This window comes from Candidatus Amarolinea dominans, from assembly GCF_016704685.1.
Lineage (GTDB): Bacteria > Chloroflexota > Anaerolineae > SSC4 > Amarolineaceae > Amarolinea > Amarolinea dominans.
Genome location: NZ_JADIZS010000080.1, coordinates 63,515 through 90,490 on the forward strand (window position 1 = coordinate 63,515; position 26,976 = coordinate 90,490).

Annotated in this window: 19 protein-coding genes; 6 read left to right on the top strand and 13 right to left on the bottom strand. The window is 63.5% G+C overall.

What is annotated here, in order from left to right; translation table 11 throughout:
* The first annotated feature begins 43 nt into the window (after positions 1-43).
* Both IPF85_RS26975 and IPF85_RS26980 read left to right on the top strand, forming a co-directional pair.
* The gene (locus IPF85_RS26975; RefSeq protein ID WP_343411147.1) at positions 44-2,629 is read left to right on the top strand and encodes an SdrD B-like domain-containing protein; all 2,586 of its coding nucleotides are present in this window, start codon (positions 44-46) and stop codon (positions 2,627-2,629) included.
* Positions 2,630-3,081: 452 nt separating this feature from the next.
* Positions 3,082-5,886: a leucine--tRNA ligase gene (locus IPF85_RS26980; protein ID WP_343411148.1), complete on the top strand. Its 2,805-nt coding sequence runs from the start codon at positions 3,082-3,084 to the stop codon at positions 5,884-5,886.
* A gap of 55 nt (positions 5,887-5,941) precedes the next feature.
* Here IPF85_RS26980 and radA read toward each other — a convergent pair whose 3' ends face one another.
* From radA to IPF85_RS27010, 6 genes are all read right to left on the bottom strand, one after another.
* Entirely contained in the window at positions 5,942-8,527 is a 2,586-nt protein-coding gene (gene radA / locus IPF85_RS26985; protein ID WP_343411149.1) for a DNA repair protein RadA, read from the bottom strand.
* A 2-nt stretch (positions 8,528-8,529) separates the two neighbouring features.
* Positions 8,530-9,957 (bottom strand): sugar transferase, encoded by a 1,428-nt coding sequence (locus tag IPF85_RS26990; protein WP_343411150.1) that lies wholly within the window; start codon positions 9,955-9,957, stop codon positions 8,530-8,532.
* On the bottom strand, positions 9,954-11,111 hold the full coding sequence (locus IPF85_RS26995) for a glycosyltransferase family 1 protein (protein ID WP_343411151.1): 1,158 nt from the start codon (positions 11,109-11,111) through the stop codon (positions 9,954-9,956). The genes IPF85_RS26990 and IPF85_RS26995 overlap by 4 nt, the downstream gene beginning before the upstream one ends.
* Positions 11,112-11,133: 22 nt before the next feature.
* Positions 11,134-12,273: a glycosyltransferase gene (locus IPF85_RS27000; protein ID WP_343411152.1), complete on the bottom strand. Its 1,140-nt coding sequence runs from the start codon at positions 12,271-12,273 to the stop codon at positions 11,134-11,136.
* Positions 12,274-12,279: 6 nt separating this feature from the next.
* Entirely contained in the window at positions 12,280-12,576 is a 297-nt protein-coding gene (locus IPF85_RS27005) for a hypothetical protein (protein WP_343411153.1), read from the bottom strand.
* Between the two features lie 82 nt (positions 12,577-12,658).
* On the bottom strand, positions 12,659-13,414 hold the full coding sequence (locus tag IPF85_RS27010; RefSeq protein ID WP_343411154.1) for a Nif3-like dinuclear metal center hexameric protein: 756 nt from the start codon (positions 13,412-13,414) through the stop codon (positions 12,659-12,661).
* Positions 13,415-13,713: 299 nt separating this feature from the next.
* On the opposite strand from IPF85_RS27010, the gene IPF85_RS27015 reads away from it, so the two are divergent.
* Positions 13,714-14,586, top strand: coding sequence for a DMT family transporter (locus IPF85_RS27015; RefSeq protein ID WP_343411155.1), 873 nt, complete (start codon positions 13,714-13,716; stop codon positions 14,584-14,586).
* A 282-nt stretch (positions 14,587-14,868) separates the two neighbouring features.
* Positions 14,869-16,185, top strand: coding sequence for a hypothetical protein (locus IPF85_RS27020; protein ID WP_343411156.1), 1,317 nt, complete (start codon positions 14,869-14,871; stop codon positions 16,183-16,185).
* A gap of 10 nt (positions 16,186-16,195) precedes the next feature.
* On the opposite strand, the gene IPF85_RS27025 is transcribed toward IPF85_RS27020, so the two are convergent.
* The 6 genes from IPF85_RS27025 to IPF85_RS27050 form a co-directional block, all read right to left on the bottom strand.
* On the bottom strand, positions 16,196-17,056 hold the full coding sequence (locus tag IPF85_RS27025; protein WP_343411157.1) for an alpha/beta hydrolase: 861 nt from the start codon (positions 17,054-17,056) through the stop codon (positions 16,196-16,198).
* Between the two features lie 52 nt (positions 17,057-17,108).
* Positions 17,109-17,747 (bottom strand): DUF624 domain-containing protein, encoded by a 639-nt coding sequence (locus IPF85_RS27030; protein WP_343411158.1) that lies wholly within the window; start codon positions 17,745-17,747, stop codon positions 17,109-17,111.
* Between the two features lie 9 nt (positions 17,748-17,756).
* Complete coding sequence (locus IPF85_RS27035) at positions 17,757-18,647, bottom strand: phosphatase PAP2 family protein (protein WP_343411159.1); 891 nt, start codon at positions 18,645-18,647, stop codon at positions 17,757-17,759.
* A gap of 157 nt (positions 18,648-18,804) precedes the next feature.
* On the bottom strand, positions 18,805-20,229 hold the full coding sequence (locus tag IPF85_RS27040; RefSeq protein WP_343411160.1) for an aspartate ammonia-lyase: 1,425 nt from the start codon (positions 20,227-20,229) through the stop codon (positions 18,805-18,807).
* Between the two features lie 30 nt (positions 20,230-20,259).
* Positions 20,260-20,967 (bottom strand): PIG-L deacetylase family protein, encoded by a 708-nt coding sequence (locus tag IPF85_RS27045; RefSeq protein WP_343411161.1) that lies wholly within the window; start codon positions 20,965-20,967, stop codon positions 20,260-20,262.
* An 85-nt stretch (positions 20,968-21,052) separates the two neighbouring features.
* A complete protein-coding gene (locus IPF85_RS27050; protein ID WP_343411162.1) occupies positions 21,053-21,325 on the bottom strand; it encodes a 4Fe-4S binding protein in 273 nt (90 codons plus the stop codon).
* 285 nt (positions 21,326-21,610) lie between these two features.
* Here IPF85_RS27050 and IPF85_RS27055 point away from each other — a divergent pair, with 285 nt between their 5' ends.
* Both IPF85_RS27055 and IPF85_RS27060 read left to right on the top strand, forming a co-directional pair.
* On the top strand, positions 21,611-23,218 hold the full coding sequence (locus IPF85_RS27055) for a SagB/ThcOx family dehydrogenase (protein ID WP_343411163.1): 1,608 nt from the start codon (positions 21,611-21,613) through the stop codon (positions 23,216-23,218).
* Between the two features lie 46 nt (positions 23,219-23,264).
* Entirely contained in the window at positions 23,265-24,038 is a 774-nt protein-coding gene (locus tag IPF85_RS27060) for a PIG-L deacetylase family protein (protein WP_343411164.1), read from the top strand.
* A 179-nt stretch (positions 24,039-24,217) separates the two neighbouring features.
* Here the strand turns inward: IPF85_RS27060 and IPF85_RS27065 are convergent, their stop codons facing one another.
* Positions 24,218-26,965, bottom strand: coding sequence for a choice-of-anchor B family protein (locus tag IPF85_RS27065; RefSeq protein ID WP_343411165.1), 2,748 nt, complete (start codon positions 26,963-26,965; stop codon positions 24,218-24,220).
* Positions 26,966-26,976 lie beyond the last annotated feature (11 nt).

Here is a 26,976-nt window from a genome sequence, read left to right on the forward strand (position 1 = left end):
TCGCTTGACCGCTGCAAACCAAGAGGCGTGCAAGAGGCGTACAATGGGAACACAACGGATATCCGGCTGGCGCCTGCTGGGCGCCAGCATCACCGCGATGCTTTTTGTGAGCCTGAGCCTGAGCGGCGCGGAGACCACGCCATCCCGCGCGTCCGACCCGCGCATGGAGAGTTTGCGCCAGGCTGTTCTCACGGCCTGGGCCACCCCAGACGCCGTCATCACCGAGATCGAACGTCGCGACGCCTGGGCCTACGGCGCCCTGGTTGACACGCAGGAAGACGCGTTCATCACCGGCGAAGGCACCCAGTTCGTGGCTCAGTGGCGTGACAACGCCTGGGAGGTGGCCTTCGAGGGCGCCACCGCCCTGCGCGCCCTCTTGCCCAACGTGCCTGCTGCGCTGTTGCCGGTGGCCAGGAAATCCAGCCTCGATTATTCCAGCCTCGACCCAACCGCCCCGTTGCACGCATCCGCCAACACACCCCAGGACTCCAACTACAAACTGCCCTGGCCGGCCGGGAATACCTACTACATCACCCGCGCTTGGGCCACCGGCGCCTGCAACCACGGCTCTCACGCCGTTGATGTCTCCATGCCCATCGGCAACCCCGTCGTCGCCATGCGCAGCGGCATCATCATGGTGGCCGAACAGGTCAGCAGCGATTGCGGCTGCACGGCCGGCAATGCCAGCAATAAAATCATCATCCGCCATATCCCCGACGACGACCTCTACGACTGGTACGCGCATGTCGGTCACGGTACGATCACGGCGCAGGCCGGTGATTATGTCGAGCAAGGTCAGGTCCTGGCGCTGAGCAATCAGATTGGCTACACCTGTGGCAGCGGCACATGCGCCGCGGGCACCTGCAACCTGGGGAATTGCTTGCCTGGCCCGCATCTGCATTTCCATGTGGAAAACGGCTACGGCGAGCGCATCTTCATCAACTTCGCCGACGCCGGCGTGATCCAGGGCTGCACCTGGGTGACGTCAGGCAATGACGATCAGTCCCTGCCCACGGTGCGGCTCACCGGTGGCCCCAACGCCCAGACCTGGGTCAACAGCAACCAAACCATCAGTTGGAGCATCGAGGATGAGTCAGGCGTGTGGGGCTACAGCGCAGCCTGGGACGCACTCCCGACAGGTCCGCCGCCCGCCGTCCTGCAGACAACCGGCCTGACCGACTTCAGCGGCCTGGCGCCCGGTCAGCACACCCTCAACATCCGGGCCTGGGACCTGGCGCCCACTCGGCACGAACGCCTGGCGGAGTTCGGCTGGTTTGGCTTCGACCCCATCCCGCCCACCGCGCCCGCGATCGCGGTGGATTGCAGCGACCATGGCCGGCTCCCTGCCCGCGCGGCGTGTCGTGATCCGCAGTTCAGATGGCGCAGCGTGGAAGAACATTCTGGGCTGAGCGGTGCGCAGGCCGGCTACCGCTTCGCCTGGCAGCGCGAGGGCGAGCCGTCTCAGTTCAGCGCGTGGCAAGGCAAAGACAACTACATGCCGTTGCTCGCCGAGCCGGGGCTGTTCCGACTCGATGTGCAGGCGCGCGACCTGGCCGGCAATGAATCGTCGCTCAGCAGCCTGGCCTATCGCCTGGGTGATTACGCCTGGGATGATCGCAACGGCAACGGCATCCGCGAGTCGGGCGAACCAGGCATCCCCGGCGTGCTCGCCAAACTCTACCCCAACACCAATTGCAGCGGCGTGGCCGTCGCCGCCTACACCACCAGCGCAGACGGCTTGTACCTCTTCACCGACCTGGCGCCAGGCGCTTACTGTGTGCAGATCAATGAAGCGAACTTCAACCCTGAGGGAGTGCTGGCTGGCTGGCAGAGCAGCCCCCAAGACCAGGGCGATGACGACACGCTCGATTCGGACGGCGACGTCAACACCCATCAGGCCATTGGCGCCGTGGCCGCCAGCAACGTGACCCCAGGCCTGGACTTCGGCTTCTGGCGCGCGGGCTGCCTGGGCGATTTCATCTTCCTGGACCCCAACACCAACGGTTTGCAGGATGGCTGCACCGACCCGGCCGACCCGTTCAGTTGCACGGAAAGTGATGGCATCGCCGGCGTCCCCATTCACATCAGCGGCCCCGGTGGACTGACAGTCACCGTCGTCAGCAGCCTTGAGCCACCCGGCCTCTACCGGTTCGACCAGCTCTTGCCCGGCGCCTACACCGTGGCAGTTCCGTCCAATCCGCTGCCTCACCTGTGGTTGACGACGCCCGCCGAGCGCACTGTCACCCTGGCGCCGGGCGCCTGCGAACGCCAGCTCGACTTCGGCTTTGTCAGCCCCACCGGTCTGGCCCTGCAAGACCTGCAATTGGCCTGGGTTGGCTCGAATGCCTGGATCACCTGGCAGACGCTGACGGAAACGGGCGTGACCGGGTTCGACATCTATCGGGCGCGGGCGCCCCTGGCCAACCGCACCCGTGTCAATGCGACGCTGATTCCAGCGCATGGCCCCGGTCAACCGTACAGCCTGGAAGACACGACGGTTTGGTCAGGCGCTGTGGCCTGGTATTGGCTGGTGGTGCAGCCCAGGGGAGAATGGCTTGGTCCCTGGCGCTTGGACGCCCGCACAAGCCGTCAGATCTTTCTGCCGCTGCTGCTGGATCAGATACCCTGACGCAGCGCCTTGTTGCCGTTTTGTCGGTTGTCTGTCCTTGACAATCCCCGCGCTGTCGCCTATACTCAGCCTGTCGTCGCCTGAGCAGGCAACGGCAAAATAGATGACAGGCCATGAACGGTAGTAGTAGGTCAACGTCCAGAGAGCAGGCGGTTGGTGCAAGCCTGCACGGCGCCGCGGCGTGCGCCTCAAGACTGAACTCGACCGGGAGCCGCACAGATGATGAAGCAATGAAACACGCTTTCTAGTCTGCGCCGCAACGCCAGCGTTAACGGGCGCTTGAGTGAGTGTCACACCTGGGCTGCCCTCCGTCTTACACACGGCAGCGGCAAAACCCATCGGCACTAATCAGGGTGGTACCGCGGAGCGTCGCTTCGTCCCTGCCAGGGACGAGCGACGTTTTTTTATTTCTATGCACAGGGCAGCAACCAACTAAAGATCGGAGAACGACCATGAATGCACGTTTCACGCCACAAGAGATCGAGCCAAAATGGCAGCAGCGCTGGGATGCATCCGGCATCAACCAAACCCATGAGCTGACAGGAGCCGCCAGCGCGAGCCGGCCCAAGTGGTATTTCCTGACCATGCTGCCCTATCCATCCGGCGAGCTGCACATCGGTCACTGGTTTGCCATGGCGCCGTCGGACGCGGCCGCCCGTTTCAAGCGCATGCAGGGCTACAATGTCTTCTTCCCCATGGGCTTCGATGCCTTTGGCCTGCCGGCCGAAAATGCCGCCATCAAGCGCGGCATCCACCCGGCGACCTGGACCATGTCCAACATCGAGCGGATGCGCAAGCAGTTGCGTTCGATGGGCGGGATGTTTGCCTGGGATCGCGAGGCCATCACCTGCGATCCTGATTATTACAAATGGACGCAGTGGTTCTTCCTGCGCCTGCACGAGGCCGGGCTGGCCTATCGTGCCTTCGCACCGGTGGACTTCTGCCCGAAGTGCAACACCACCCTGGCGCGCGAGCAGGTCTGGGGCGACGATCGCCACTGCGAACGCTGCAGTACGCCGGTGATCAAGAAAGAACTGAACCAGTGGTTCTTCAAGATTACCGACTACGCCGAAGAATTGCTGGATTTCAGCCGCATGCAGTGGCCGGAACGCGTGCAGGTCCTGCAAACCAACTGGATTGGCCGCAGCGAGGGCGCACGCGTCATCTTCCAGGCGCAAGGCGGGGAGCCAATCGAGGTCTTCACGACCCGGCCCGATACGCTGTGGGGCGCGACCTTCATGGTGTTGGCGCCGGAACATCCGCTGGTTGACACGTTGACCACAGATGCCCAGACGGCCGCGGTGCAGGCTTACCGTTTCCAGGCCAGCCGCCAAAAAGAGATCGAACGCCTGGCAACCGACCGGGAAAAGACCGGCGTCTTCACCGGCGGCTTTGCCACCAACCCGGTCAACGGCGAACGCATCCCCGTTTGGATCGCCGATTACGTGCTGATGACCTATGGCACCGGTGCGATCATGGCCGTGCCCGCGCACGACGAACGCGACTTCGTCTTTGCCAGCAAGTTCGGCCTGCCCATCATCCCGGTCATCGCCCGGCCGGACGGCGTCAGCCGGAGCGTGGCCTGGAAGGATCATGTCAACGCCAGCTTTGCGGCCGCGTTGACCGCGGCCGACATCGCGTTCGAGGAAACTGACGACGCGTATCACGTCACCCTGACGCCCGCACAGGTGGACGCCTACCTGGCCCTGGCGCAGCGGGCCAAGACACCGGGCAAGTGGCTGGACGTGGCCGGCAGTCGGGCGGCCTTCGTTTTCGACGACGCCATCGTCGAGTTGGACAGTGTGGCGCATGACCAGGAGATCGTGCGGCGCTGCCAGGCCATCGCCCCGGCACGTGCGGGCCAGGCGACCATCGCCATGCAGTTGCTGCAAGACAAGGCGTTCTATCAGGATGTGCTGTTCCATGACGCCTACGGCACGATGATCGCCTCTGGCGCCTTCAGCGGCACGCCCGGCGATGGCGCTAAAAAGAAGGTCAGCGCGTGGCTGGCGCAGCAGGGCATGGGCAAGGCGGCCGTGAATTACCGCCTGCGTGACTGGCTGATCAGCCGCCAACGCATGTGGGGCACGCCGATTCCGATCATCCACTGTGCGCAGTGCGGCATCGTGCCGGTGCCCTATGCTGACTTGCCGGTACGCCTGCCCGCCGATGCGGAGTTTCTGCCCACCGGTGAAAGCCCGTTGAAGTTTCATAAAGGTTTTCGCTACGTCACCTGCCCGGAGTGCGGTGGGCCGGCCGAACGGGAAACCGATACGATGGACACCTTCATGTGCTCATCGTGGTATCAGTACGCGTACGTCACGCCGTACCACAAGCGCGGCCAGCCGATTCAGCGTGACGATCTGCCGTGGGACGCGGCCCAGGGCGCCTACTGGCTGCCGGTGGATCAGTACACCGGCGGCATCGAGCATGCCACCATGCACCTGATGTACACGCGCTTCTTCACCAAGGCCCTGCGTGACATCGGCGTGGTCAACTTCGACGAGCCGATGCGGCGCCTGTTCAACCAGGGCATCATCCTGGGCGAAGACGGCGAGAAGATGTCCAAGAGCCGCGGGAACGTGGTGTCGCCGGACGACCTGGTGGCCAAGTATGGCGCGGATGTGGTGCGCGCCTATCTGATGTTCATTGGCCCCTGGGACATGGGCGGCCCGTGGAACAGCCGCGGCATCGAAGGGGTGCTGCGCTTTGCCCAGCGCGCCTGGAGCGTGGTGCTGGCGCCGCCCGAGACGCCGACAGCCGCGGGCAACATCAGCGAGCTGCGGCGCAAGACCCATCAAACGATCCAGCGGGTGACGGAGGACATGGCCGCGTTCAAGTTCAACACCACGCTGGCCGCGCTGATGGAGTTCAACAACTACCTGATCAAGGTCAGGGAAACGACCGTCTACGGCAGCGATGCCTGGCATGAGGCCATCCGCAGCCTGATCCTGCTGCTGGCGCCGGTGATGCCGTTCATCAGCGAGGAGTTGTGGGAACGCGTCGGCGGCGCCTACAGCGTCCATCAGCAGGCCTGGCCCAGCTTTGATCCGGCCATCGCCCGCGCCGAGCTGATCACCCTGGTGGTGCAGATCAACGGCAAGGTGCGCGAGCGTATCGAGGTGGCGGCCGACATCAGCGAGGAAGGCGCCCGCAGCGCCGCGCTGACCAGCGAGAGGGTGCAGAAGTGGCTGGAAGGCAAGCCGGTGCGCAAGGTGATCTACGCGCCGCAGAAGTTGGTCAACATCGTCGTTTGACTCGAGACACCGGGTTTCTTGCAGAAACCCGGTGTCTGTCACTCGAGACGCAGCGTCAGCCGATCAGCGCGGCTTCGATGGCTTCGCTGATCGTGCGCACGCCGATCACTTCGATGGCAGCAGGCGCGCCGTCGAGCTTGCGCTGCGAATTGCGCGGGACGATGGCACGCTTGAATCCGAGCTTGGCCGCCTCACTCAGGCGCTTGCTGAGATGGCTGATGGTGCGCAGCTCGCCAGACAGCCCCACCTCGCCCATCAGGGCCACATCGGCCGCCACCGGCACGTTCTTGTAACTCGACGCGATCGCCACGGCCACCGGCAGGTCGGCGGCCGGCTCCTCCACGGTCAACCCGCCCACGACATTGACGAACACGTCCTGGTCAGACAGGCGCAGGCCCACCCGTTTGCTCAGCACCGCCACGAGGAGCAGCAAACGGTTGAAGTCAATGCCGTTGGCGGTGCGCCTCGGCATGGAAAAGCTGGTCGTACTGGACAGGGCCTGCATCTCGACGAGCAGCGGGCGGGTGCCCTCCACCGTGACCGCAATGGCCGAGCCGGCAGCATTGGGCATGCGTTCAGCCAGGAACACCTCCGACGGATTCGTCACTTCGCTCATGCCCTGGCTGCCCATCTCGAACACCCCCACCTCATCAGTCGCGCCAAAGCGGTTCTTCACCCCGCGCAGCAGGCGATAGGTGTGAAAGCGTTCACCTTCCAGGTAAAGCACCACATCAACCATGTGCTCCAACACCCGCGGCCCGGCGATAGCGCCATCTTTGGTCACATGCCCTACCAGGAAAATGGGGGTGTTTTGAGCCTTGGCCAGGCGCACCAGGGCGGCCGCGCTCTCGCGCACCTGGCTGACGCTGCCGGCCGCTGACGAAATGCTGTCGGTGTAGATGGCCTGGATCGAGTCTACCACCACCAGGGCCGGCTGCATGGTCTGAATGTGCGCCACCATGCTTTCGACCTGGTTGTCAGCCAGGACGAAGAGCGTCTGATCGGCAATACCCAGGCGTTCGGCGCGCAGTTTGATCTGCGCGGCCGATTCTTCACCGGAGACGTAGAGGACGGGGCCGCGCTGGGCCAACATGGAACACATCTGCAGGAGCAAAGTGCTCTTGCCAATGCCGGGGTCGCCGCCGATCAAGACGGCCGAGCCGGGCACGATGCCGCCACCCAGGACCCGGCTCAGTTCACCCATGGGCACGGGGATGCGCGCGTAGCCGTCAGCCGGGATGTCGGGCAGGGCCTGCGGCGCGCTGTGTGATGGCGCCAAACCGCCGCGCCGCCCGGCCGCCGGCTCAGCTTCCAGTGTGGTTTCGACCAGGGTGTTCCATTCACCGCAGTCCGGGCAGCGCCCCATCCACTTCGGGGCGGTATTGCCGCACTGCTGACAGATAAAAACGGTCTTCACTTTGGTGGTTTTTGCCATGGTATGGTTCCTTGTCAGGTCAGGCGCAGAGGGCGCTTCTTGGGCACAGGCCCGCGTCGGTCGCGGCGCGGTGTGCGCCGATTCACCAGGTTGAGCAGGGCATTGGTGATGTCGGTGGTGGCCTGCGGTCTGGCCATGGCCCGGCGCCCGCAGCGACATGGCCGCCAGGCCGGCGTTGCCCGGCGTCAGCCAGCCACGCACGATGCGGCCGATCTCCTCCGGCTCACGGCTGAAGGCGCCGATGCCATTCTCCACCACGTAGGTCACATTGCCGGTCTCTTGTCCCTCGATGAAATCACTGAGCATGATGGGACGCCCGACGATGCAAGCCTCGATGATGGTGCCGGGGCCGGCTTTGGTCACCACGCAATCACTGGCGGCCATCCATTCAGACATGTTGCGCACAAAGCCCTGCACCACCACCGGCAGCGGCCAGTCCTGGCCGGCCAGTTCGGCGCGCAGCTTCTCGTTGCGCCCGCAAATGACCGCGACTTGCCCGCCCACCGCGCTCAAGGCTTGCGCCAGCGCGCGCGTGATTTCGGCCAGAGGCCCCATGCCTTCGCCGCCGCCGATGACGAGGGCCGTGGGACGGCCTTCCGCCAGGTTGAGCGCGCGGCGCAGTGACGCCTGATCTTGCCCTGGCGCGCCGAAGCGTGGGTTGACCGGCAAGCCCAGCAGGCGCAGGCGTGACCGCGGCACCCCGCGTTGCAGCCCCAAGTCGTAGAGAGCCTGACTGCCCACTGTAATCAGGTCTATGTCCGGGCAAAACCAGGTAGGATGGCCGCCACCGAGATCGGTGACGACGGTAGCCGCCGGACAATAGTTGCCCGCCGCATGCAGCAGGCGCAGCGGCATATGGTTGAGGAGCGGGTGCACCGAGATGTACAGATCAGGGTGCTGGGCGCGCAGGTAGCCGCCCAGGGGGCCGCGCAGCAAGGGCAGGAAGGAGCGCTGGAGCAGTTTCCAACGCCAGGTCGCTTCGGGCAGCCACCAGCTCAGTTTCCACAGGGAGGGCGCCCTGGTGACGACTGGCGCATAGGCGTGACGCACCTGGTTGAGCGGCCAGAAGGTGTGATTGGAAAGCAGGTCAGCCACCACCACCTCTACCGAGTCACCGCGCTGCTGTTTGATGACTGCGGCCAGCGACTCTGCGGCACTGCGGTGACCGCCGCCCGTGTCGGACATACCGATAAGAATTTTGAGCAAGGCTAAAATGCCCCTTCACCGAGAATAACGCGAGGGATGGTCTTGAACAGGATCTTGAGATCGAGTCCGAAGGACCAATTCTCGCAATAGAATGTATCGAGGAGCACCATTTCTTCGAAACCAACCAGGCTGCGACCCGATACCTGCCACAGGCCGGTGATGCCGGGCGAGGCTTCCAGGCGCCGCTTGTGCCATTCTTCGTATTGCGCCACTTCTTCGGGCAGGGCCGGCCGTGGCCCCACCAGGCTCATGTCACCCTTCAGCACATTGAGAAACTGCGGCAATTCATCCAGACTGGTACGGCGTATCAAGCGCCCCACACGGGTGGTGCGCGGGTCTTCTTTGATCTTGAACAGCGGTCCGTCGGCCTCGTTGAGTGAGCGCAGGCTGTCCTTCTGCTCCTCGGCGTCCACCACCATCGAGCGGAATTTATGGACAACGAACGGCCGGCCGGCCCGACCGATGCGCACCTGGTTGAACAGCACCGGGCCGGGCGAATCGAGCTTGATGGCGATGGGGATGAGAAGCCAGAATGGCGCCGCCAGGGTCAGGGCCAGGATGCTCACCAGCACATCCAGCAGACGCTTGACCGCCAGGTTGAAGCCGGTGATGGCAACGGGTTGCATGCCGATGAGCGGGATGCCGTTGATCTGGTCGAGTTGCACCCGTCCGAGCATCAGGGCGAACAGATCGGGCACGATGCGGGGGCGCACGTTGGCCTGTTGCACCTCCTGCACGACCTGCACGATTTTGCGATGGGCATGCCAGGGCAGAGCTACGATCACCTCATCTATTGGCATAGACTTGAGCACATCCTGCAGCGAGTCGAGGGTGCCGAGTCCGCGCAGGCGTCCGAGGGCGGTGTTGCTCTTACCAGGGTCGTCATCCAGAAAACCGACGATTTCATAGCCCAATTCCGGCTGCGCCACTACGCTGCGCATTACCATGCGCCCCACTTCGCCGGCCCCCACGATGAGCAGGCGGTCCACGCCAATGCCGCGGCGGCGCAGGCGCCAGAGCCAGGCCCGAAAGACGATGCGCGAAACAATCAGAAAGACAGGGATGAAGATGCCGGTGTAAACGTAGATCAGGCGGGAATTGAGCTGCGGCCGGGTGAAAAAGGCAATCGCCACCATGATGATGATGGCGGTAGCCGTACCTGCGGTAATGCGATAGGCCTCTTCGACCAGGCTGCTGTCACGCCGAATGTCGTAGGCGCCGTCCACGCGGTAGGCGAAGAGCAGCAAGAGGGTCAGGATGAGTGCGAAAGGCAGGTAGGCATCGAACCGACGGTAGGTGCTGGGGTCAAGATCGCGCAGCCATTGCAGCTCATAGCGCAGGTAGTAGGCCACGCCAAACGCGGCGTTGATCAGGAAGACATCTGTGACCACCAACAGACGGGCGAAGCGACGGCGGAGCGCTGGTGTCATGGGGATCGCTCCATGCCGGGCGGCAGGCCAAGGGCTTCACGATAAACGGCAACCGTTTCCTCGGCACAACGTCGCCAGGAGAATTGGGCGGCTTGACGCACCCCGGCCGCGCTCAAGTGTGCGCGCAGGTCCTCGTCGTTCAGCAGGCGCACCAGGGCAGCGGCTAACGCATCTACATCGGTGGGATCAATCAAGATAGCGGCATCTCCCGTCACTTCGGGCAGTGACGAGGTGTTCGATGTGATGACGGCTGTTCCACTGGCCATGGCTTCCAAAACCGGTAGTCCAAATCCTTCGTAGAGGGATGGATAGACAAAAACAGTCGCTGCCCGGTACCACCAGGGCAGTTGAGCGGCCGGGACAAAGCCCGGAAAAATCACCCGCGACGGACGATCCCCCCGGCCCAGGGCCGCAGCCTGGGCAAAAATCTGTTGGTAATACCAGCCTTTGCTGCCCGCAATCACCAGGCAGGTGTCCGCATTCAGGTGCGCACGAGCCTGCGCAAAGGCGGTCAGCAGTCGTTCCACATTTTTGCGCGGCTCCAACGTACCGACAAACAGGATGAAACGGGCAGGCAGGCCGTGCTGACGGCGGAATGCTTCGACCGCAACCGGCGTGGCCGGCGCAAACTCCTCACTGACGCCGTTGGGAACGGCGATGACCCGCGCCGGGGGCAGTGCCAGCCAATCAATCAGCTGGCGCCGGGTATTTTCCGAGGCGGCAATGACCCGCACGGCTCGCTGCGCCGACAGACGTGTGATCAGGCGCAGGTAGACACGATGAAAACGTTTCAACGCAGCCGCATGATGCACGAAGGTCAGGTCATGCACCGTGATGACGGTTGGACACGACGCCAGCAGGGGGCTGGCATAGACGGCGCCGTGCAGCAGGTCCAGGCGTCGCGATGCCAGCGCCAGGGCGCTCTGCTCCCAGGCAATACGCGCCAACGGGCGTCGCGTTGACCAGGCCGGCCGTGCAACCGCCATGCCTGGCGCCGCAGAAAAACGCCGGTCGCCGACAAAGGCACGCAGGTGCAGATCGGGGGCCGCGGCGGGCAAATGGCGCAGGAGCTGCGCGTTATAATTGGCCACGCCCGCGCTGCGATAGGTTTCGTCCAGCGCCAGCAAGAGTGAATTGATGCCAACAATCGGCACAGGGTTTAGCCTAAAACCGGGGTCAAAACCGGGCGCCGGCCGTCGGCCCCGGGGTGGGTGGCGCAGCGTCGGTCAACATTTGCTGGTAGACAGCATAGGTCATGGCCGCAATTTTCGCCTGTGTGTAGTGGGCCAGAACGCGCGCGCGTCCCCGCCGGATCAGATCGTGCCGCAAGGCAGCATCTTGCTGTAAGCGCCGGAGATGGTCGCGCAGGGCGGTCACATCACCTTCGGGGAAGACCAGCCCGGCATCGCCGATCACGTGCGGGATCTCGCCGCTGTGAGCGCCGATGACCGGTACGCCACAGGCCATGGCTTCGATCAGCACCCGACCAAATTGCTCCTTCCAATTCGAGACGGTGCGCGAGGGGAGCACCAACGCGTCCAGTGCGGCGTAAAAATCAGGCATCGCCGTGGATGCCAGGCGAGGGATGAAGGTCACACGGCCGTCCATGCCCAGTTGCCGGGCCAGCGCGGCCAGGGCGGCCTGTTGGCTCCCGCTGCCGGCCAGGCGTACTTCGCTGTCCGGCAACGCGGCGGCGGCGCGCAACAAGAGGTCAATCCCTTTCTCTGGCACCAGGCCACCGGCGTAGCCGATCACGAAACGGGGAGAGGGCGGGCGCGTCACCGGTCGAAAGATGTCGGGGTCAACCCCAAACTGCGGCACCAACGTCGCCGGCCCGCGATAGCCTTTGCGCTGCAAGATGCCAATGGCTTCGGCATTGCCAGCCAGGGCATGGGCCACATGTCGAAAAACGTAGCGCTCGAACCAGCGAAACGGAGGAGGGTACGACCGATACAGGTTCTGCCAGGTGAAGAAACAGGCCGGCGTCCCCTGGCGTTGAGCCAGCCAGACGCCTTGCAATGTCGCCAGGTTACACGGCTCTTCATCCATATGCAGCAGGTCGGGCTGCAGAGCAGCCAACTCCCTGGCCAGGCGGGGGTAGAAATGCACATGGAAATGTCCGTCGAAGGCCAGCGGCGTTGCCAGCAGTTGATAGCCGGTGACGTGTACACGTTCCAGGCGGGTGTAGCCTCGACTATCGCGCCAGCCAGGAGGCGCCAGGACCGTCAACTGCAAGCCCGGCAGCCGAGCAAGTTCTTCCAGTTTGCGCTGATAGGCGCCAACCACCACCGCCTTGGAGACCATCACAACATGCATGGTCGGTTAATGTGCGTAGAGCCGCTGCCACAGGGAGACGACTCGTTGCTCCAGCTCTTGCCATTCGGCCACGTCTTGCCAGATGGCATCGAGCGTGGGCGCTTCCACCTGCGCGTTCGCCAGGGCGCACGCCTTGGCAGCCAGCTCGTTCGGATGTTTGACCTGGTAGTGCCGCCGCAAATTCAGCAGACGCCAGCGCATCAACTGATAATCGGCCCGCATGAGCACCGACGTTTGGCGCGGCGGCTGCGCATACTCTAACCCGACGCGGGCCAATAAGACTTCGATCATGGGTGATGTCACACCAATATCCAGACCTCCCTTGATAGAGTTTTGTGTCCACCGGCGCGATTATAGCCGAAGAGTGCAAAAATCTCAAACTCGCTCACAAACCCGTCGGATGGTCGAGCCACACCGTCTGCAGGGGGAAGCGCGCGGCCAGATGACGGGCCAACGCCTGCAGGCCAACGGTCTCGGTGGCATAGTGGCCGGCATAGATCAGGTTGATGCCCAACGCCTGTGCCGTGTAAAAGGACGCGTGCGAGGTTTCACCGGTCAGGAAGGTGTCGGCGCCCAGGGCTTGAGCCTCGGCCGCCATGGGGGCGCCAAAACCGGAGACGATGGCTACCCGGCGCACCTGTGCGGGGCCATACGCATGCACCAGTGGGGCGACGCCCAGCAGCGCCCCGACCTGGGCCACCAGGTCGGCGAGCGTCAGCCCGGCCGGCGCGTCACCCAGGACGCCAATGGGGGTGCCGTTGGCGTCGCCCCACCACCGCGTGACCGTCACAGCGAAGAGGCGCGCCAATTCTGCGTTGTTACCCACCTCCGGGTGGGCATCCAACGCCAGGTGCGCGCCGTACAGTGACAGGCCGGCCTCGAACAGGCGGCGAACCTGTGCGCCAAACGGGCCGCGCAGCAGTTGTTCATGCCCCCAAAACAAGCCGTGGTGAACGATCAAGAGCTGCGCGCCTGCCTGCACCGCGCTCTCGATGCAGGGTAGGGCCGAATCGGTGCTGAAGGCCACCGTGGTCACCTCATCGGCGCCGGCGTCAACCTGCAGGCCCTGCGGGCCGGAGTCCTTCACCTGCTCGATGCGCAAAAAGGCATCGAGATAGGCGATCAATTCGCGCTTGACCACTGCTTGCCTCCTGTCGGTACCTCCCGGTACCAGTACCTCCCGGCACCAGGAATCTTCTCTCGGTCGTATTCTTTTGCGGTTTACGGTTGTTTCGTGGTAAACTCGCGCCGACCTACGGGCATCATAGCACAACTTAGCGTTGATTGCCATTCTCCATGCCCGCCCATCAGGAAACCGGCTTCAGCGCACAGATCAACGTTGATGGCCTTTCTCCCCTTATCACTGATACGTTACAAGAGAGAATCGTGCAAACACAACCACCATCACCCATCTCAGCGCCGTCTATCTCAGCACCGTCTATGCGCGCTTGGGGCGTGTTTGGACTGCTCAGCCTGGTGTGGGGAGCCTCGTTCCTTTTTATCAAGATTGCACTGGCGGAACTGGGGCCGTTGACGCTGGTTGCCTTGCGCGTCGGCTTCGGCCTGGTCTTCCTGCTACTGGTGCTGCGCTGGCAGCGGCTATCGTTGCCGAGAGACCCGCGACTGTGGGGGCTTTTAACCGTGGCCGGCCTGTTCAACACCGCCGTTCCCTTTGTCCTGATCGCCTGGAGCGAGCAAACCATTGACAGCGGCCTGGCCAGCATTCTCAACGGCACCACGCCCCTCTTCGGCCTGTTGATCGCGCATCTCGTGCTGCACGATGAACGCATCACCGGCGCCAAGTTGATCGGCGTCATCATCTCTTTCATCGGTCTGATCATCATCGTGGGACGCAACCCAGGCAGCGGCTTTTTCAGCAATGTCCTGGGCGAACTGGCGGTCATCGCCGCATCGCTCTCGTACGCATCAACCTCGGTCTTCGTGCGGCGCTTTCTGCGCGATCAGCCAACCACGGTGTTGGCGATCGGGCAACTGGCTTCGGCCGAGGTGTTCCTGCTGGCCGGTATCCTGCTGGCCGAATGGCCGCTGCGCCTGCCCACCCTGCCCATCACCTGGCTGTCGGTCCTCTGGCTGGGCATCCTCGGCTCTGGGTTCGCGTACCTGCTCTATTTCTACCTGATCAAAGAGATGGGCGCCAGCCGCACCACGACGGTGACGTATGCCATTCCGGTGGTTGGAGTCCTGCTCGGCGTGTTGGTGCTGCATGAAGCGCTCGAAGGCCGCGTGCTGGCCGGCGCCGGCCTGGTCATCGGCGGGGTTGTCATGGGCAATTGGCGGCGGGCCGGTCGCTGAAGGTCATATCCGCCATTTGGCGTAGAGAAAAATCGTATGGGCATCGGATGCCCGCGACAGCGCCAGCGGGCATAATAAGGCCAATCGAAGCATGCTGCGCCGGCAGCGCACATGCTTCGGCTTTTTTGTGCCTGTTCAGGCAGCCAGCACCGGCGGTTGAAACCGCAGCAACCCGATTTGTAGGGGCGCACCGGCGGTTGAAACCGCAGCAACCCGATTTGTAGGGGCGCACCCTTGCGGTCACCCACGCTCGAAGAGCAACAGCGAAGAGGAGAGGCCAAGATGAAACGAGTCAACAAACGGACGGTAATCGCGATGGGCCTGCTGCTGCTGGCCCAGGTGCTGGGCGCCTGTGTACCGGGCGCAGAAACGGTGCGCAGCACGCCAACGGCCGCGCCCGACAAGCAGGTGTCCACCCCAATCCCGGACAAGAATACGCTGCCGGCGGCCGCCACGCTGGCGCAGCAGACGCTGGCCACCGCCTTGGGCGTGACCGCCGCCGATGTCAACATCACCTCGGTGGAGGTCAGGCAGTGGCGCAATGGCTGCCTGGATCTGGAACAACCCGGTGAGATGTGTACGCAGGCCATCGTGCCGGGCTACCTGGTGATGCTGGAAGTCAACGGCCAGGCCTATGAGTATCACACCGACATGAATGGCTCAGCCGTGCGGCCGGCCGCGGCCACCGTCAACCCGGCGGTGAGGGCCGCGCAGCAGGCGCTCGCCAACAGCCTGGGCAAATCGGCCACTGAGATCACAACCGTGGCCGTCGAACCGATCACCTGGCGCAACGGCTGCCTGGAAGTGGAGCAGGCCGGCGCCGGCTGCAGCGAGGCCCAGGTGTCCGGGTTCAGAATCATGCTGAAAGTGGATGGTCGAACCTACGAGGTGCGCACGAACCAGGACGGGTCGCTGGTCGTACCGGTGCCGCCATCCGACACCGTGCTCGTCTGGCATCGCGAGGGCGGCATTGCCGGCTTCTGCGACGATCTGAGTATCACCGCGACCGGTGTGGTCAGCGGGGGGAGTTGCAAGGGCAAACAGGGATCGAACGCCCTGCATGTGAGCCTGGACGCAAACCAGCAACTGCAACTGTTGACCTGGCTGGCGCGGTACAGACCGATTGACTTTCTCATGAAGGACCCGCCCGTGCCCGACGCCATGCTGCAGACGTTGACCTTCAAGGGGAGTGGGCAAACGACCGCCACGGAGGCCGACGTCAACGCGCTGCTGGCCTGGGTCAATGATGTCTATCAGACGCTCAAGAGCACCCTGCCCGCCAGCACCGGCAAGTTGACGCCCACGCTGCAAGCCCAACCGACCGGCGGCGCACTCTCGAGCCAGGTCAAACTGCACGGTGAGAATTGGCCCCTGGGCCAAAAGGTCAACATCCACCTGGCCTCAGCCACCGTCGCCTTCGACGCCACGCAGGTCGTGGCCAGCAGCGTGGTGGGCGGGTTTGGCGCCTTCGATGTCAGCGTGACGGCGCCGGCCACCTGGCCCAATGGCGCGGCCGTCTCCGATGCCACCCTGACCTGGATTGCCTCCACGCCCGATGGTGGGATCAAGGCGACGGCTGAGTTTTCCGTCACCCAGTAAGCAAACGAAGTCAGGCTTCGTGGTGCATGGGCCAAACCATGCGCAGGTCAGTGCTGGCTGTGACCGTTGCGCAGAACCGGTGAATCACGTTCATGTAGCCCTGGAACTGATCGCGGCGAATACTGTGACCCGCCTCGGCAAAATGGATGATGCGGGTCTGGGGCACGGAGTCCTGCAGGGCCGCGGCCTGGCGCGCGCTGACCAGCGCGCCCAGCGCCGGCTCCGCGGTCATCAACAGCACAGGGCATTGGACAGATGCCAGCAGGGCCGGCCAGTTGATGTTGAGCGGCGCAAGGCGGTTGAGAGAATTGAGATGCACGCGCAGTTTGGCCGCGGCCCAGGGCTCGAACTCAGCGCTGGGCCAGTTAGGTTGGTGGGCGCGCTGCGCCGCGATGATCTCCGGGGCTGTCTGCTGCTGCAAGCCCACAATCCAGGCGCGGGTCTGCCGCTGCCACTCCTCGCCAAACGGCGGCACGCAATCGTCGGCCCACCAGGGCGGCGGGTCCTCAAGCGCAATGGCGCCCGGCAAAGCCGGATAGCGACCGGCCAGGGTCAGCGCGGTCAGCGCGCCCATCGAATGGCCCACGATGATGGGGCGCTGCAGCCCCAAGCCCTCGATCACACCGGCCAGGTCAGCGGCCTGCTCGAGCGGGCCATAGTCCCCATCAGGTGCATCCGAGAGGCCATGTCCCCGCGCATCGGGCATCACCACATCGTAGGCCATCGCCAGCTCCTCAGCGACGGGCGTCCAGCACAGCCCGTCATCAGAATAGCCGTGTGCCAGCACCAGCGGCGGTTTCGCGCCGCCGGTACGCGTGACGTGCAGGCGAATTCCATTAGTTTGGATAGTGTCGGATTGCCAGGAAGACATCGTCAAGATCCTTTTTCCGTCTTCAGTGATTTGCTCAAGAATCGCCTTGTAATCAATCGGGCGCGGTGGTTGGTGCGGGCTTGACGCGGAAAAAGATCAGGCGGTCTTGCAGGGCCAGGCTGCTGATGACGGCCACCAGGGCAGGCGCAATCAGGAAGAGCAGGATGGTGGTGACGCCACACAGGAGCACGATGAACGCCAGCGCCAGGAGCAGGACCCCGGTGAAGATGGGGCTGGCAAGGGCCAGGTAAAGCGCGTTGCGAAAGAGCGGCCAGATACGCAGGTCCTGTTCGATCAACGCGGGAAAGAGATAGAGTTGAATGGCAAACCAGGCGACTAACATATAGAGTATCACCACCGATAGGACCTGCATCCACTGCGGGAATCTTAGTGGCGGAGCCAGGTAGAAGAAAAAGCCGGCCACGAGGACGACCAGCAGCACCAGGCTGATGCCGCTGATGATCCAACTGCGCACGAAATAGAGACGAAAGCCCTCCTTGAACAGATCAAAGTTGACGCGACGTTCGGTGGCGATGCGGTGGGCCACATAGTACAGCCCCGCGGTGGCCGGCGGACCAGGGATGATTAACAGCCAACACACCCAAACCAGCAGGCTGAGGATCGCCAGCAGCAGCATCTCCTCATAGCTGGCCTTGAGTCCCAACCAGGCAATGCGTAGTGGACGTGTCATGCGCCGGGCCTATACCTTCCCGCCGGGCGCCAGGCGCAGGCGAACCATCAGCCACGGCGCAAGCCAGAGCATGGCGATCCCCACGATGGCGTAACGAATGAAGCGCATGATGTCGGTGTGGGGCAGCGCGGCGCTCAGCCCCAGGTAGAAGGTCAGCAGCACCACAAAACCGACCAGGAAGCGCAGCAGGCGCTGCACCGGCGGCCCGCTGACGGCGAAGCGGACGGTTTGCGCTTCCAGGGGCAGGGCGATGCCGGCCCCGCACAGGAGGCCCAGGGCGCGGGCGCTGGTTTCGGAGCGAGCCAGGAGGAAGATCAACAGCGGCAGCAGCGCTCCCACGGCCACTTGTTGCAGCCAGGGCCAACGCGCAACAACCGGGGAAACCCGCGGCTGCAGCCAGACAAACAAGGCCAGCAGGACCAGCCCGATCAGCAGGCCGCCCACGACATCGTGCGGAAAGTGGATGCCCAGGTAGAGGCGCGAGAACGAAATCAACAGCACCAGCGCCGTCGCCCCGATCCAGAACCAGGTGCGACGTACGGCCAGGGCCAGGTAGCCCCAGAACATCAGGCTCCCCTGCGCATGGCCGCTGGGAAACGCGTAGCTGGTCTCCGTCACCAGGACTTCCAGCCGCGGATCGAACGGCCGCGGCGTATGGAGCAGATCTTTCAGAAAACCATTGCAGAAGTCATAGCCAAAGAAGAAGAGATAGGCCAGGCGCACAGCCAACTGCTTGTTCAGGCACCAATACAAGAGCGGAAAGATGAAGAGATAGAAATTGTCGCCATGCAGTTCGGTGATGAAAAGAAAGAGCGCGTTCAGTGTGGGAGTGCGCGCCTGTTGCAGCGCCAACAAAAACTGGGTACCCCAATCATTCAGACTCAGAAGCCAGTCGGTCATCAGTTCTCCTCTCAAGCGACAATCTGCCAGGATGTGCCCGGCAGAGGCATAGACATTGACTTGAAAATGGCATCCCCGCCGCGGGTCTCACCTCACCCCTGACCCCTTCTCCTCTCCGCGTGGCGGAGAGGAGAAGGGGCCGGGGTTGAGGTCGTCCTCAGCCGCCGCCACCGCCGCTGCCCTGGATGCCGCCCTCGGTCATCTTGCGCGCATCCAGCAGCTCATCGGCCTGTGCTGCGGTCAGGAGACCCTTTTCAACCACCACGTCCTTGATGGCGCGGTTGGTGGCCAACGATTCCTTAGCCACGGCCGCGCCATTCGCGTAGCCAATCACCGGGTTGAGCGCGGTGACCAGGATGGCGTTCTTGGCCAGCCAACCCAGCGCCTTCTCGCGGTTCGCTGTGACCCCCACCACACACTTGCTGGTGAAGGCATTGACCGCGCCAATCATCACATGCATCATCTCGAACAGGTTGTGCGCGATGATCGGCATCATCACGTTCAGCTCCAGTTGGCCGGCCTGCGCGGCCAGCGTGATCGTCAAGTCGCAGCCCAGCACGTGGAACATGGACATGTCGAGCATCTCGGCCATCACCGGGTTGACCTTGCCTGGCATGATGCTGGACCCAGGCTGTACCGCCGGCAGGCGAATCTCATCCAGGCCGGTGGTCGGCCCGGAGGAGAGCAGGCGGAAATCGTTGGCGATGCGGATCAGGTCTTGGGCCACGGTGCGCAGGCTGCCGCTGAAGTAGACGTTGTCTCCCATGCTCTGCATGGACTCGAACAGGTCATCAGAGGTGAAGAGCGGCTGGCCCAACAGATCGCTGAGCGCGGCCACCATGCGTGCATGATATTCTGGATGGGCGTTGAGGCCGGTGCCGGTGGCAGTGCCGCCGATGCCCAGGCGGCGCAGGGCCTCGGCCGCCTGCACGATTTTCTCACGGCCGCGCTCGACGGCACGCGCGTAGGCGCCAAACTCCTGCCCCATACGCACCGGCACCGCGTCCTGCAGATGCGTGCGGCCCGACTTGACGATGTCGTCGAACTCGCGCGCCTTCTGGCGCAGCGCGGCCGCCAAATCATCCAGGGCCTGGAGCAACTCCGGCAGGCGCCACAGCGCGCCCAGGCGGATCGCGGCGGGGATGGTGTCGTTGGTGGACTGCGCCATGTTGACGTGGTCGTTCGGGTTGACCGGTTTCTTGGGGTCGGTCAGCGCAAAGCCGAGCAGTTGGTTGGCTCGGTTAGCCAACACTTCGTTGATATTCATATTGTGCGAGGTGCCGGCGCCGGCCTGGAACGGGTCCACCACGAAATGCTCATTCAGTACACCCGCCAACGCCTCGTCGGCCGCCTGCACGATGACATGGGCGCGCTGTTCATCCAGCAAGCCCAGCCCGTGATTGACCACGGCCGCCGACCGCTTGATGGCGACCATGGACCAGACGAAGGCCGGGTAGGGTCGCATACCGCTGATCGGGAAATTGAGCACGGCGCGCTGGGTTTGTGCGCCATACAACGCGTGGGCCGGGACTTTCATCTCGCCCAGGGAGTCTTTTTCGATTCGAAACGCAACATCAGACATCGTTTTGTCTCCTCATTGAGCACAAAAAATTTACGCCAACTTCATCCAACGAAACAATTCACGGTAGATGGTACGCCCATCCGGCGTTGTGCTGTGCGCCCGCGCACGCAGGCGCGCCTCCAGGTCGGCCGGGTCGGCGATCTGGCTCTTGTGTTGCAAAATGGCGGCAATTTTCAGGTCGAACACCTCACTGATGTCAACCTCATGATTGCTCTCGTGCGGGCCGGCGATAAATACATGGGGGACTGTATGCGGCGCCAGGCCATCGGCTTCGTGCTGTGGAAAATTGAGGCGCCCGCGGGCGACGGGGAAAACCGCCGCCAGGGCCGCTTCACCGGCTGCGCGGTGATCCGGGTGGTTGATGCGAGAATCACCGATGTAGTAGGTGGTCGGGTCAGGCAAGATGACGGTATCGGGACGATGCAGGCGAATTTGCCGCACCAGGTCTTCGCGCAGGCGCATGTCGGGAAACAGCTCACCGTCGCGGTAATCGAGAAACACAACTTCTGCGACGCCCAAGAGAGCCGCGGCCGCGCGTTGTTCGGCCATGCGCAGGATGGCCAGACTCTCCGGGGTCATGTCAGGCATGTCGCTGCCCTTGTCGCCGCGCGTGATGACGACGTAGGTCACCTGACAGCCGGCATGCGCCCAACGTGCCACAGTGCCGCCGCAGAAGAATTCGGGGTCATCAGGATGCGCCATGATCACCAGGGCGCGTTGAGGCAGATGCTCGCTCATGGTTCACCAAAAAAGAACCCCTGCTGGCAGGCAGAGGTTCCCAATCTCAGAATGATGTTTTCGATCTCACCGCCACGGATGAGCGTTATTTGCCAACGGCTGCGTAGCCAGGCCCATCTATGAAGAACTTGGCGTTGATCTCAGTGGACGCAAAATACTGCGGCTCCAAGTCCTCTTCTGGGCGGATGGCATCAACCGGGCACTCCGGCACGCAGGCGCCGCAGTCAATGCAGGTGTCGGGATCAATGTAAAACCAGGGCCATTCTTCTTCGGGTTGGCCAGGAACAATGCACTCGACCGGGCAGACTTCTGCACAGGCGCCATCACGAATACAGAGGTCAAAAATCACATGCGTCATGAATTGATTCTCCTTCTTACACGCAGAGAATACAGCGAATTTGGGATTTTCCATAGCTTGCTGCACACGTACCGTGTTTGACAAGCGAAGCTACGGTCATTTTACATGACTTCTGACAAGATGTCAATTGCACAAATCACCCGCGGCCATGACATTGCTTCCGTTTCGCTCCGCTTTGTGCTACAATCGGGCCGCTCTCGTGTCAACACATGGGGTGGAATCTGCCACCCCAAAATGGTAAATTCCACCCCAGCATGATGGATTCCAGCCCGGTTGGAGGATTCTATGTGGCAAGACTGGTTATCCCAGCGCCGGCGCAAATCGCCTGTGGCCGCCGCACAGCAAAACCCTGAGCGACCGCGCAGCGGCAACCGCCAGCCCCTGACTCTGCGTCTGCACGCGGAAACGGCTCAGACGGCCGGACGCCTGCAAACCATGAGCACCGACGTGGATTGGAGCCGCCAGCCATCCATCTACAAGCTCTACCCAACCGTCGCCCGCCTGGCCCTGACCGAGCAAATTGACTGCGACTTTCCTGATACCCTGGAGGTCGTGCAGCGTTTGTCGCCCCATGCGGCCCTGGCGGCGCCGGCCGCCTGGAATCTGGAGACGCTCTCGCGTCTGTGCTACTATGCTTATGGCCCCACCGCGCAACAGGCGCTGCCCGGCGCCACGCTGACCCTGCGCGCGGCGCCCTCGGCCGGCGCGCTTTATCCTGCAGAGCTCTATCTGGCGCTGCGCGGCGCTGCCGGTGCGCGCAACGGCGTCTATCATTACGCGCCCGGTGAACATGCGCTGGAACTTCTGCGCCCGGCCGATTGGATCGCCTGGCTGGCTGACGCGGCGGCCGAGCTGCCGGCCGTGGCAGAAGCGGATGCAGTCTTCGCCATCTCCAGCCTGTGGTGGCGCACCGCCTGGAAGTATGGGCCGCGCGCCTACCGCTACTGCCTGCAGGACTGCGGTCACCTGGCGGGCAACGTCATCCTGGTGGCCGCGGCGCTGGGCTACACCGCCACCGTTGTCTACAATTTCGTGGATGAACCGGTCAATCGCCTGGTTGGGCTGTCATCGGCGCAGGAAGCCGTGCAAATCCTGGTGGCAATCCGGGCCGATCGGGCCTACAGACCCCCGCCACGCGGCGCGCCCGACCAACCGGCGCCCCTCGCGCTTGAATCGTTGCCGCCCATGCAGCCGGACGCCGCCGTGGATGCCATCCTGCCCGCGGCCGGCGCGACGGCGCTGCGCGAGCCGGCCGCCGTGCAGGCCCTGCGTCGCTGCCCGGCGGCGCTTGTGACCGAAACAGAACACCGTCAACTGCAATCGCCTGACCAGGCGCCCCTGCTCAGGCCAACGGTGCCGGTGTCCCTCTGTCAATCGCTGTTGGGGCGCCGCTCATCGCATCAGTTCAAGCCGGCGCCTCTGCCAGGGGATGCACTCAGCGCCATCATCCAGGCCCTCGACGTCGCGTATGCAACCGACAGCGCCCAGGGCGCGCTCGAACTGGTCATGATTGTCATTCGAGTGGAAGGGGTGCCGGAGGGCGCCTATCGTTACGATGCGGCCAGCCGCGGCCTCATCCTGGAGCGCGCGGGCAACCTGTCTGAATGGGCCATGCACCTATCGCTCGATCAGGCTTTCTGCGCCGCCGCCGGCGCGGTGATTTTTTTCGCCGCTGACCTGGGGAACCTGGTGCAACAGTGCGGCGATCGCATCTATCGCAATCTGCACCTGGAGGCCGGCCTGCGCGCCGAGGCTGCCTACCTGGTCGCGCACGCCCTGGGCGTTGGCTGCACCGGCATCGGCGCCTTCTATGACCTGGAAACCGTGCGCTTCTTCAACCTCCCGGAGACAACCGCCATCATCTATGAGCTGGCGATCGGTACGCCAGCCTGAGATCAATCACGAGCAAAGAGAGGTACGATCAATCAGTATGAGCCAAATGGACACGAACCCACCCATCCCCACACGCGCGATGGTTGTCTACGCCCATCCCGACGACCCCGATTTTAGCATCGGCGGCACGGCCGCAGCCTGGAGTCAGGCCGGCGCGGAGGTGATCTACGTGCTGATTACCAGCGGCAATTCCGGCAGCCATGTCGAAGGGATGACCAAGGAGCACCTGGCGGCCATCCGCGAGGAGGAGCAGCGCGCGGCCGCGCGCGAATGTGGCGTACACGAGGTGGTCTTCCTGCGCTACGATGATGGCACCTTGCAGCCCACCCTGGGGTTGCGCAAAGACCTGGTGCGGGTGATGCGCAAGTACCGGCCCGACACGGTGGTCTGCGGCGACCCGATCGCCTTCTTCTACGGCAACTTCTACATCAACCACCCGGATCACCGCGCGGCGGCTGTGGCTACCCTGGAAGCAGTCTTCCCGGCCGTTTCCATGCCGCTGGCCTTCCCTGACCTGCTGGCCGAGGGCTATGAGGCGCACAGCGTGCGCGAGGTGTGGGTCACCGACAGCACGCTGAAAGATACGATGGTGGACATCAGCGGCACCCTGGCCAACAAGATTGCGGCCCTGCGGCAGCACAAGAGCCAGGTGGAAGGATGGGACCCCACCGAGATGGTGACCGCCTGGGCCAGGGAGGAAGGGGAGAAGGCCGGGCTGGTCGCCGCGGAAGGGTTCCGGCGCATGATCCTGGGGCGTGAAGAGAAGCCGCCGGTTTCACCGGCCGTCGGTACACCAGGCGACAACCCCGTACCCGCATAGGTCATCACACCGTAGGTCACGCCTCCGGCGTGGCGACGTCGTCCGCGGCTGAGCACGCTGTCTTCCCGCACAAATTCGGGACTCCCGACCGCTAAAGAAAAAAATCCGTGTTGATCCGGCGCCAATTCCAAAGCACGCGGATCAACACGGATTGATTTTTCTGGCTCCGCACGCCGCATTTACTGGCAGGCGGCGGTGTTCCAGCGCGTGAGAACGGCCTGGACGTCCACGATGGTGGCGAGACCATCATTGCTGCCCAACCCCGCCGCGCTGTTGACATCAAACTGGGGGTAGGTCTGGCCGTTGACCGTGGAGTCCCGCCACGCCTCAGCCATGAGTTGAATGTCGCGCACGTCTACGGCGTTGCACGAGCAGTTGACATCGGCCCACGTGCAGGTGGGCGCAGAGGGCGCGCAGGCCGACACGCTGGTGTCGTCAAGGTAGAGCCAGGTCGCCAGTGATTGATCGGTGGTGATGTCCGCAAACAGGCGCAGCGTGCTGCCCGCGGAACCGGTGAGATCGAGCGTCTGGAGCTGCCACACTCCTTCAGGGCTGGTGTTGCTGCCGCTATAGACGGTCTGCAGATCGTTGCCGCCGGCGTCCTTGATCTTGACGCGGAAGAAGTCATACTGCGTGCCGGTATTTTGCTCCTGGGTGCGCATCTGCCACCAGAGGCTGAGCGTGGCGGTGTAGCCGGCCGGGATGCTGAACGGTTGGTAGAGCGAATCGGGCGTGGGGCCGATGTTGTTATAGCCGCCCAGGCGCGCCGCCCACGCGCCGCTGTGCGGATAGATGGTGGCGCCATCGTCCAGGAACGGCCCCTGGCGGATGACAGTCTGTGTATTTTCGGTGCTCCAGACCCAGGGCGGGCCGCCGGGCGGGTTGCTGCCGCTCTCGAAGCCATTGTTGAGGAGCAGTTCCTGACACAGGTTGGCAACCGTGGTGAACGTACGCGGCGCGCTGAATGCGCCTTCACCGCACGCGCCCACGGTGGCGACGCGCCAGGTGTAGTGGCCGTTGGCGTTGAGCAGGCCGTTGGGGATGGCGAAACTCGTCGCGCTCACCGTCGTATCCACCAGCGGGGCGCCGGTGAGGAATGGATTGTCGAAGACCTGCACATGATACGCACTGGCGCCGGCCAGGGCCTGCCAGGAGAGCGTTGCCAGCACGCCGCTGTTACCGCCGTTGGCCGGCGACAGCAGTGCCGGCGCCGCCAGCAAACCGCTGACCACATTCAGGCTCAAATCGGTGTAGTAGCTGACAGCACCGCTGGCGCCGGTGATGCGGACAGGATAGTTGCCCGGCTCCAGGTTGGGCGTCACGTTGAGCGTCAGGCTGGTGCTGCTGCCCGGCAGCAGGGATGAGGCGCCAAAGTTGGCCGTGATCTCCGGCTGCAGGTTGCTGGCGCTCAGATTGACGGTGGGCAGGAACTCGCGAATCTGACCGATGCTGATGGTGGATTGCGCGCTGCCGCCGGCGCAGACATTCAGCGCCTGCGGCGCGGCGGCGATGGTGAATGTGGTCGAACCGGGCAGTTCATTGAAACGCAGCACGAACAGCCCGCGCTCGATGTCGGCCAGGATGATGTGACCGCTGGGCAGGAAGGGGGTATTGCCCCAGTTGCCGTTGAAAGCCGTGGAATTGCTGCCGGGATAGGTGTCGAAGTAGCCGGTGAGCACCGGCGCGGTGGGCGCGCTGATGTTCAGAATCTGCAGGCCGTTGCGGTAGTCCGATTCATACACAAAGTTATCGCGGATGTAAAGATTGTGGTCAATCGTCTTGTTGGCCGCCACATAGGTGCCGGCCAGTTGCGGGCTGGACAGATTGCTCACATCGAAGATGCGCGTGGTCATGTTGGGCACCAGGTTGTTTTGCTCGTCCAGTTCATCGTCCTGGTAGATGTACTGGAAATTCGGCGTCAACCAGCCCTGGTGCGAATAGGCCAGGCCGGTGTAGGTGGTGTGCGACAAGAGAACCAGCGCGGCCTTGTTGGTGACATCCACAATGTCAATGCCTTGCGCGCCGGTGTACAGGAACGCGATCTGGCGATTGGCGTAGGTGGGATGGTTGGGCGGGTAGGTGACGATTTGGGAATCGTGAACGTAGCGCGTGGACCAACGCCCCACTTCCACCGGATGGATCGGATCGGTGTGGACGTCCAGGATGATGAGGCCGCCGTTAGCCAGGTTGGAACCGTTCAGGTAGAGATAGCCATTCTGTGCATCAATGCTGAGGGTGTGAATGGTGCCCAACCCGTTGCCGGTGTAGGTGTTGACGAGCGCAATGCTCTGCGGCAGATCGCGCAGGTCAATGATCTGCATCCCCTGGCCAGACGCTTCGGTAGAGATGTAGGCAAACTGATTGTAGGTTTTGACCTCGCGCCAGGTGCTGCTATAGCCGGGCACGAGGCCGACTTCCAACGGATTGGCCGGGTCGGTGATATCCACCACAGCCGTGCCGTTGCGCACCCCAATGACCGCATACTCACGTCCATCGGGCGCCAGGTACTCCCAGATATTGGATGCACTGGTGGGGCCAGAACTGAAGGCGTTCAAGGGCATCCAGGACAACAGGTCCACGTTCAGGCACTCGAAGCCGCTGATCACGCCGCCGCCCGCCGGGCAAACCGCCACGGCGTGCGGGCCTTCAGCCAGGTAGGCGCGGGCGCCGTCCACGATGGCCGCGCGTTCCGCGTCGGTGAGCGGGGTCGGTTTTTCGTCGGTCAGCCCGTCAGAGCCACGCTGAACCGCGGGCGTGGGCGCGCTCCAGACTGTGGGCAAGACAGACTTGGGCCGGTTGATCAGCGGCGGCCGGCTCGGATGGGCCAGGGCGCTTGGAACCAACCCGGCCCCCAGCAGACAGAACATCAAGAGTAACAGACAAAAACGGCGCAGGCGGGCACGAGATGGGACGATTGCACGAGTCATCGGTCGGTTTT

Bases quoted from the DNA above. Each gene is read 5' to 3' on its own strand.
- IPF85_RS27015 (WP_343411155.1), top strand. From the start codon at position 13,714: ATGCGCGCTTGGGGCGTGTTTGGACTGCTCAGCCTGGTGTGGGGAGCC.
- IPF85_RS26990 (WP_343411150.1), bottom strand. From the start codon at position 9,957: ATGACACCAGCGCTCCGCCGTCGCTTCGCCCGTCTGTTGGTGGTCACA.
- IPF85_RS27040 (WP_343411160.1), bottom strand. From the start codon at position 20,229: ATGTCTGATGTTGCGTTTCGAATCGAAAAAGACTCCCTGGGCGAGATG.
- IPF85_RS27000 (WP_343411152.1), bottom strand. From the start codon at position 12,273: ATGCATGTTGTGATGGTCTCCAAGGCGGTGGTGGTTGGCGCCTATCAG.
- IPF85_RS27065 (WP_343411165.1), bottom strand. From the start codon at position 26,965: ATGACTCGTGCAATCGTCCCATCTCGTGCCCGCCTGCGCCGTTTTTGT.
- IPF85_RS27060 (WP_343411164.1), top strand. From the start codon at position 23,265: ATGGACACGAACCCACCCATCCCCACACGCGCGATGGTTGTCTACGCC.
- IPF85_RS26980 (WP_343411148.1), top strand. From the start codon at position 3,082: ATGAATGCACGTTTCACGCCACAAGAGATCGAGCCAAAATGGCAGCAG.
- IPF85_RS26975 (WP_343411147.1), top strand. From the start codon at position 44: ATGGGAACACAACGGATATCCGGCTGGCGCCTGCTGGGCGCCAGCATC.
- IPF85_RS27035 (WP_343411159.1), bottom strand. From the start codon at position 18,647: ATGACCGACTGGCTTCTGAGTCTGAATGATTGGGGTACCCAGTTTTTG.
- IPF85_RS27020 (WP_343411156.1), top strand. From the start codon at position 14,869: ATGAAACGAGTCAACAAACGGACGGTAATCGCGATGGGCCTGCTGCTG.
- IPF85_RS27055 (WP_343411163.1), top strand. From the start codon at position 21,611: ATGTGGCAAGACTGGTTATCCCAGCGCCGGCGCAAATCGCCTGTGGCC.
- IPF85_RS27030 (WP_343411158.1), bottom strand. From the start codon at position 17,747: ATGACACGTCCACTACGCATTGCCTGGTTGGGACTCAAGGCCAGCTAT.
- IPF85_RS27045 (WP_343411161.1), bottom strand. From the start codon at position 20,967: ATGAGCGAGCATCTGCCTCAACGCGCCCTGGTGATCATGGCGCATCCT.
- IPF85_RS27050 (WP_343411162.1), bottom strand. From the start codon at position 21,325: ATGACGCATGTGATTTTTGACCTCTGTATTCGTGATGGCGCCTGTGCA.
- IPF85_RS27025 (WP_343411157.1), bottom strand. From the start codon at position 17,056: ATGTCTTCCTGGCAATCCGACACTATCCAAACTAATGGAATTCGCCTG.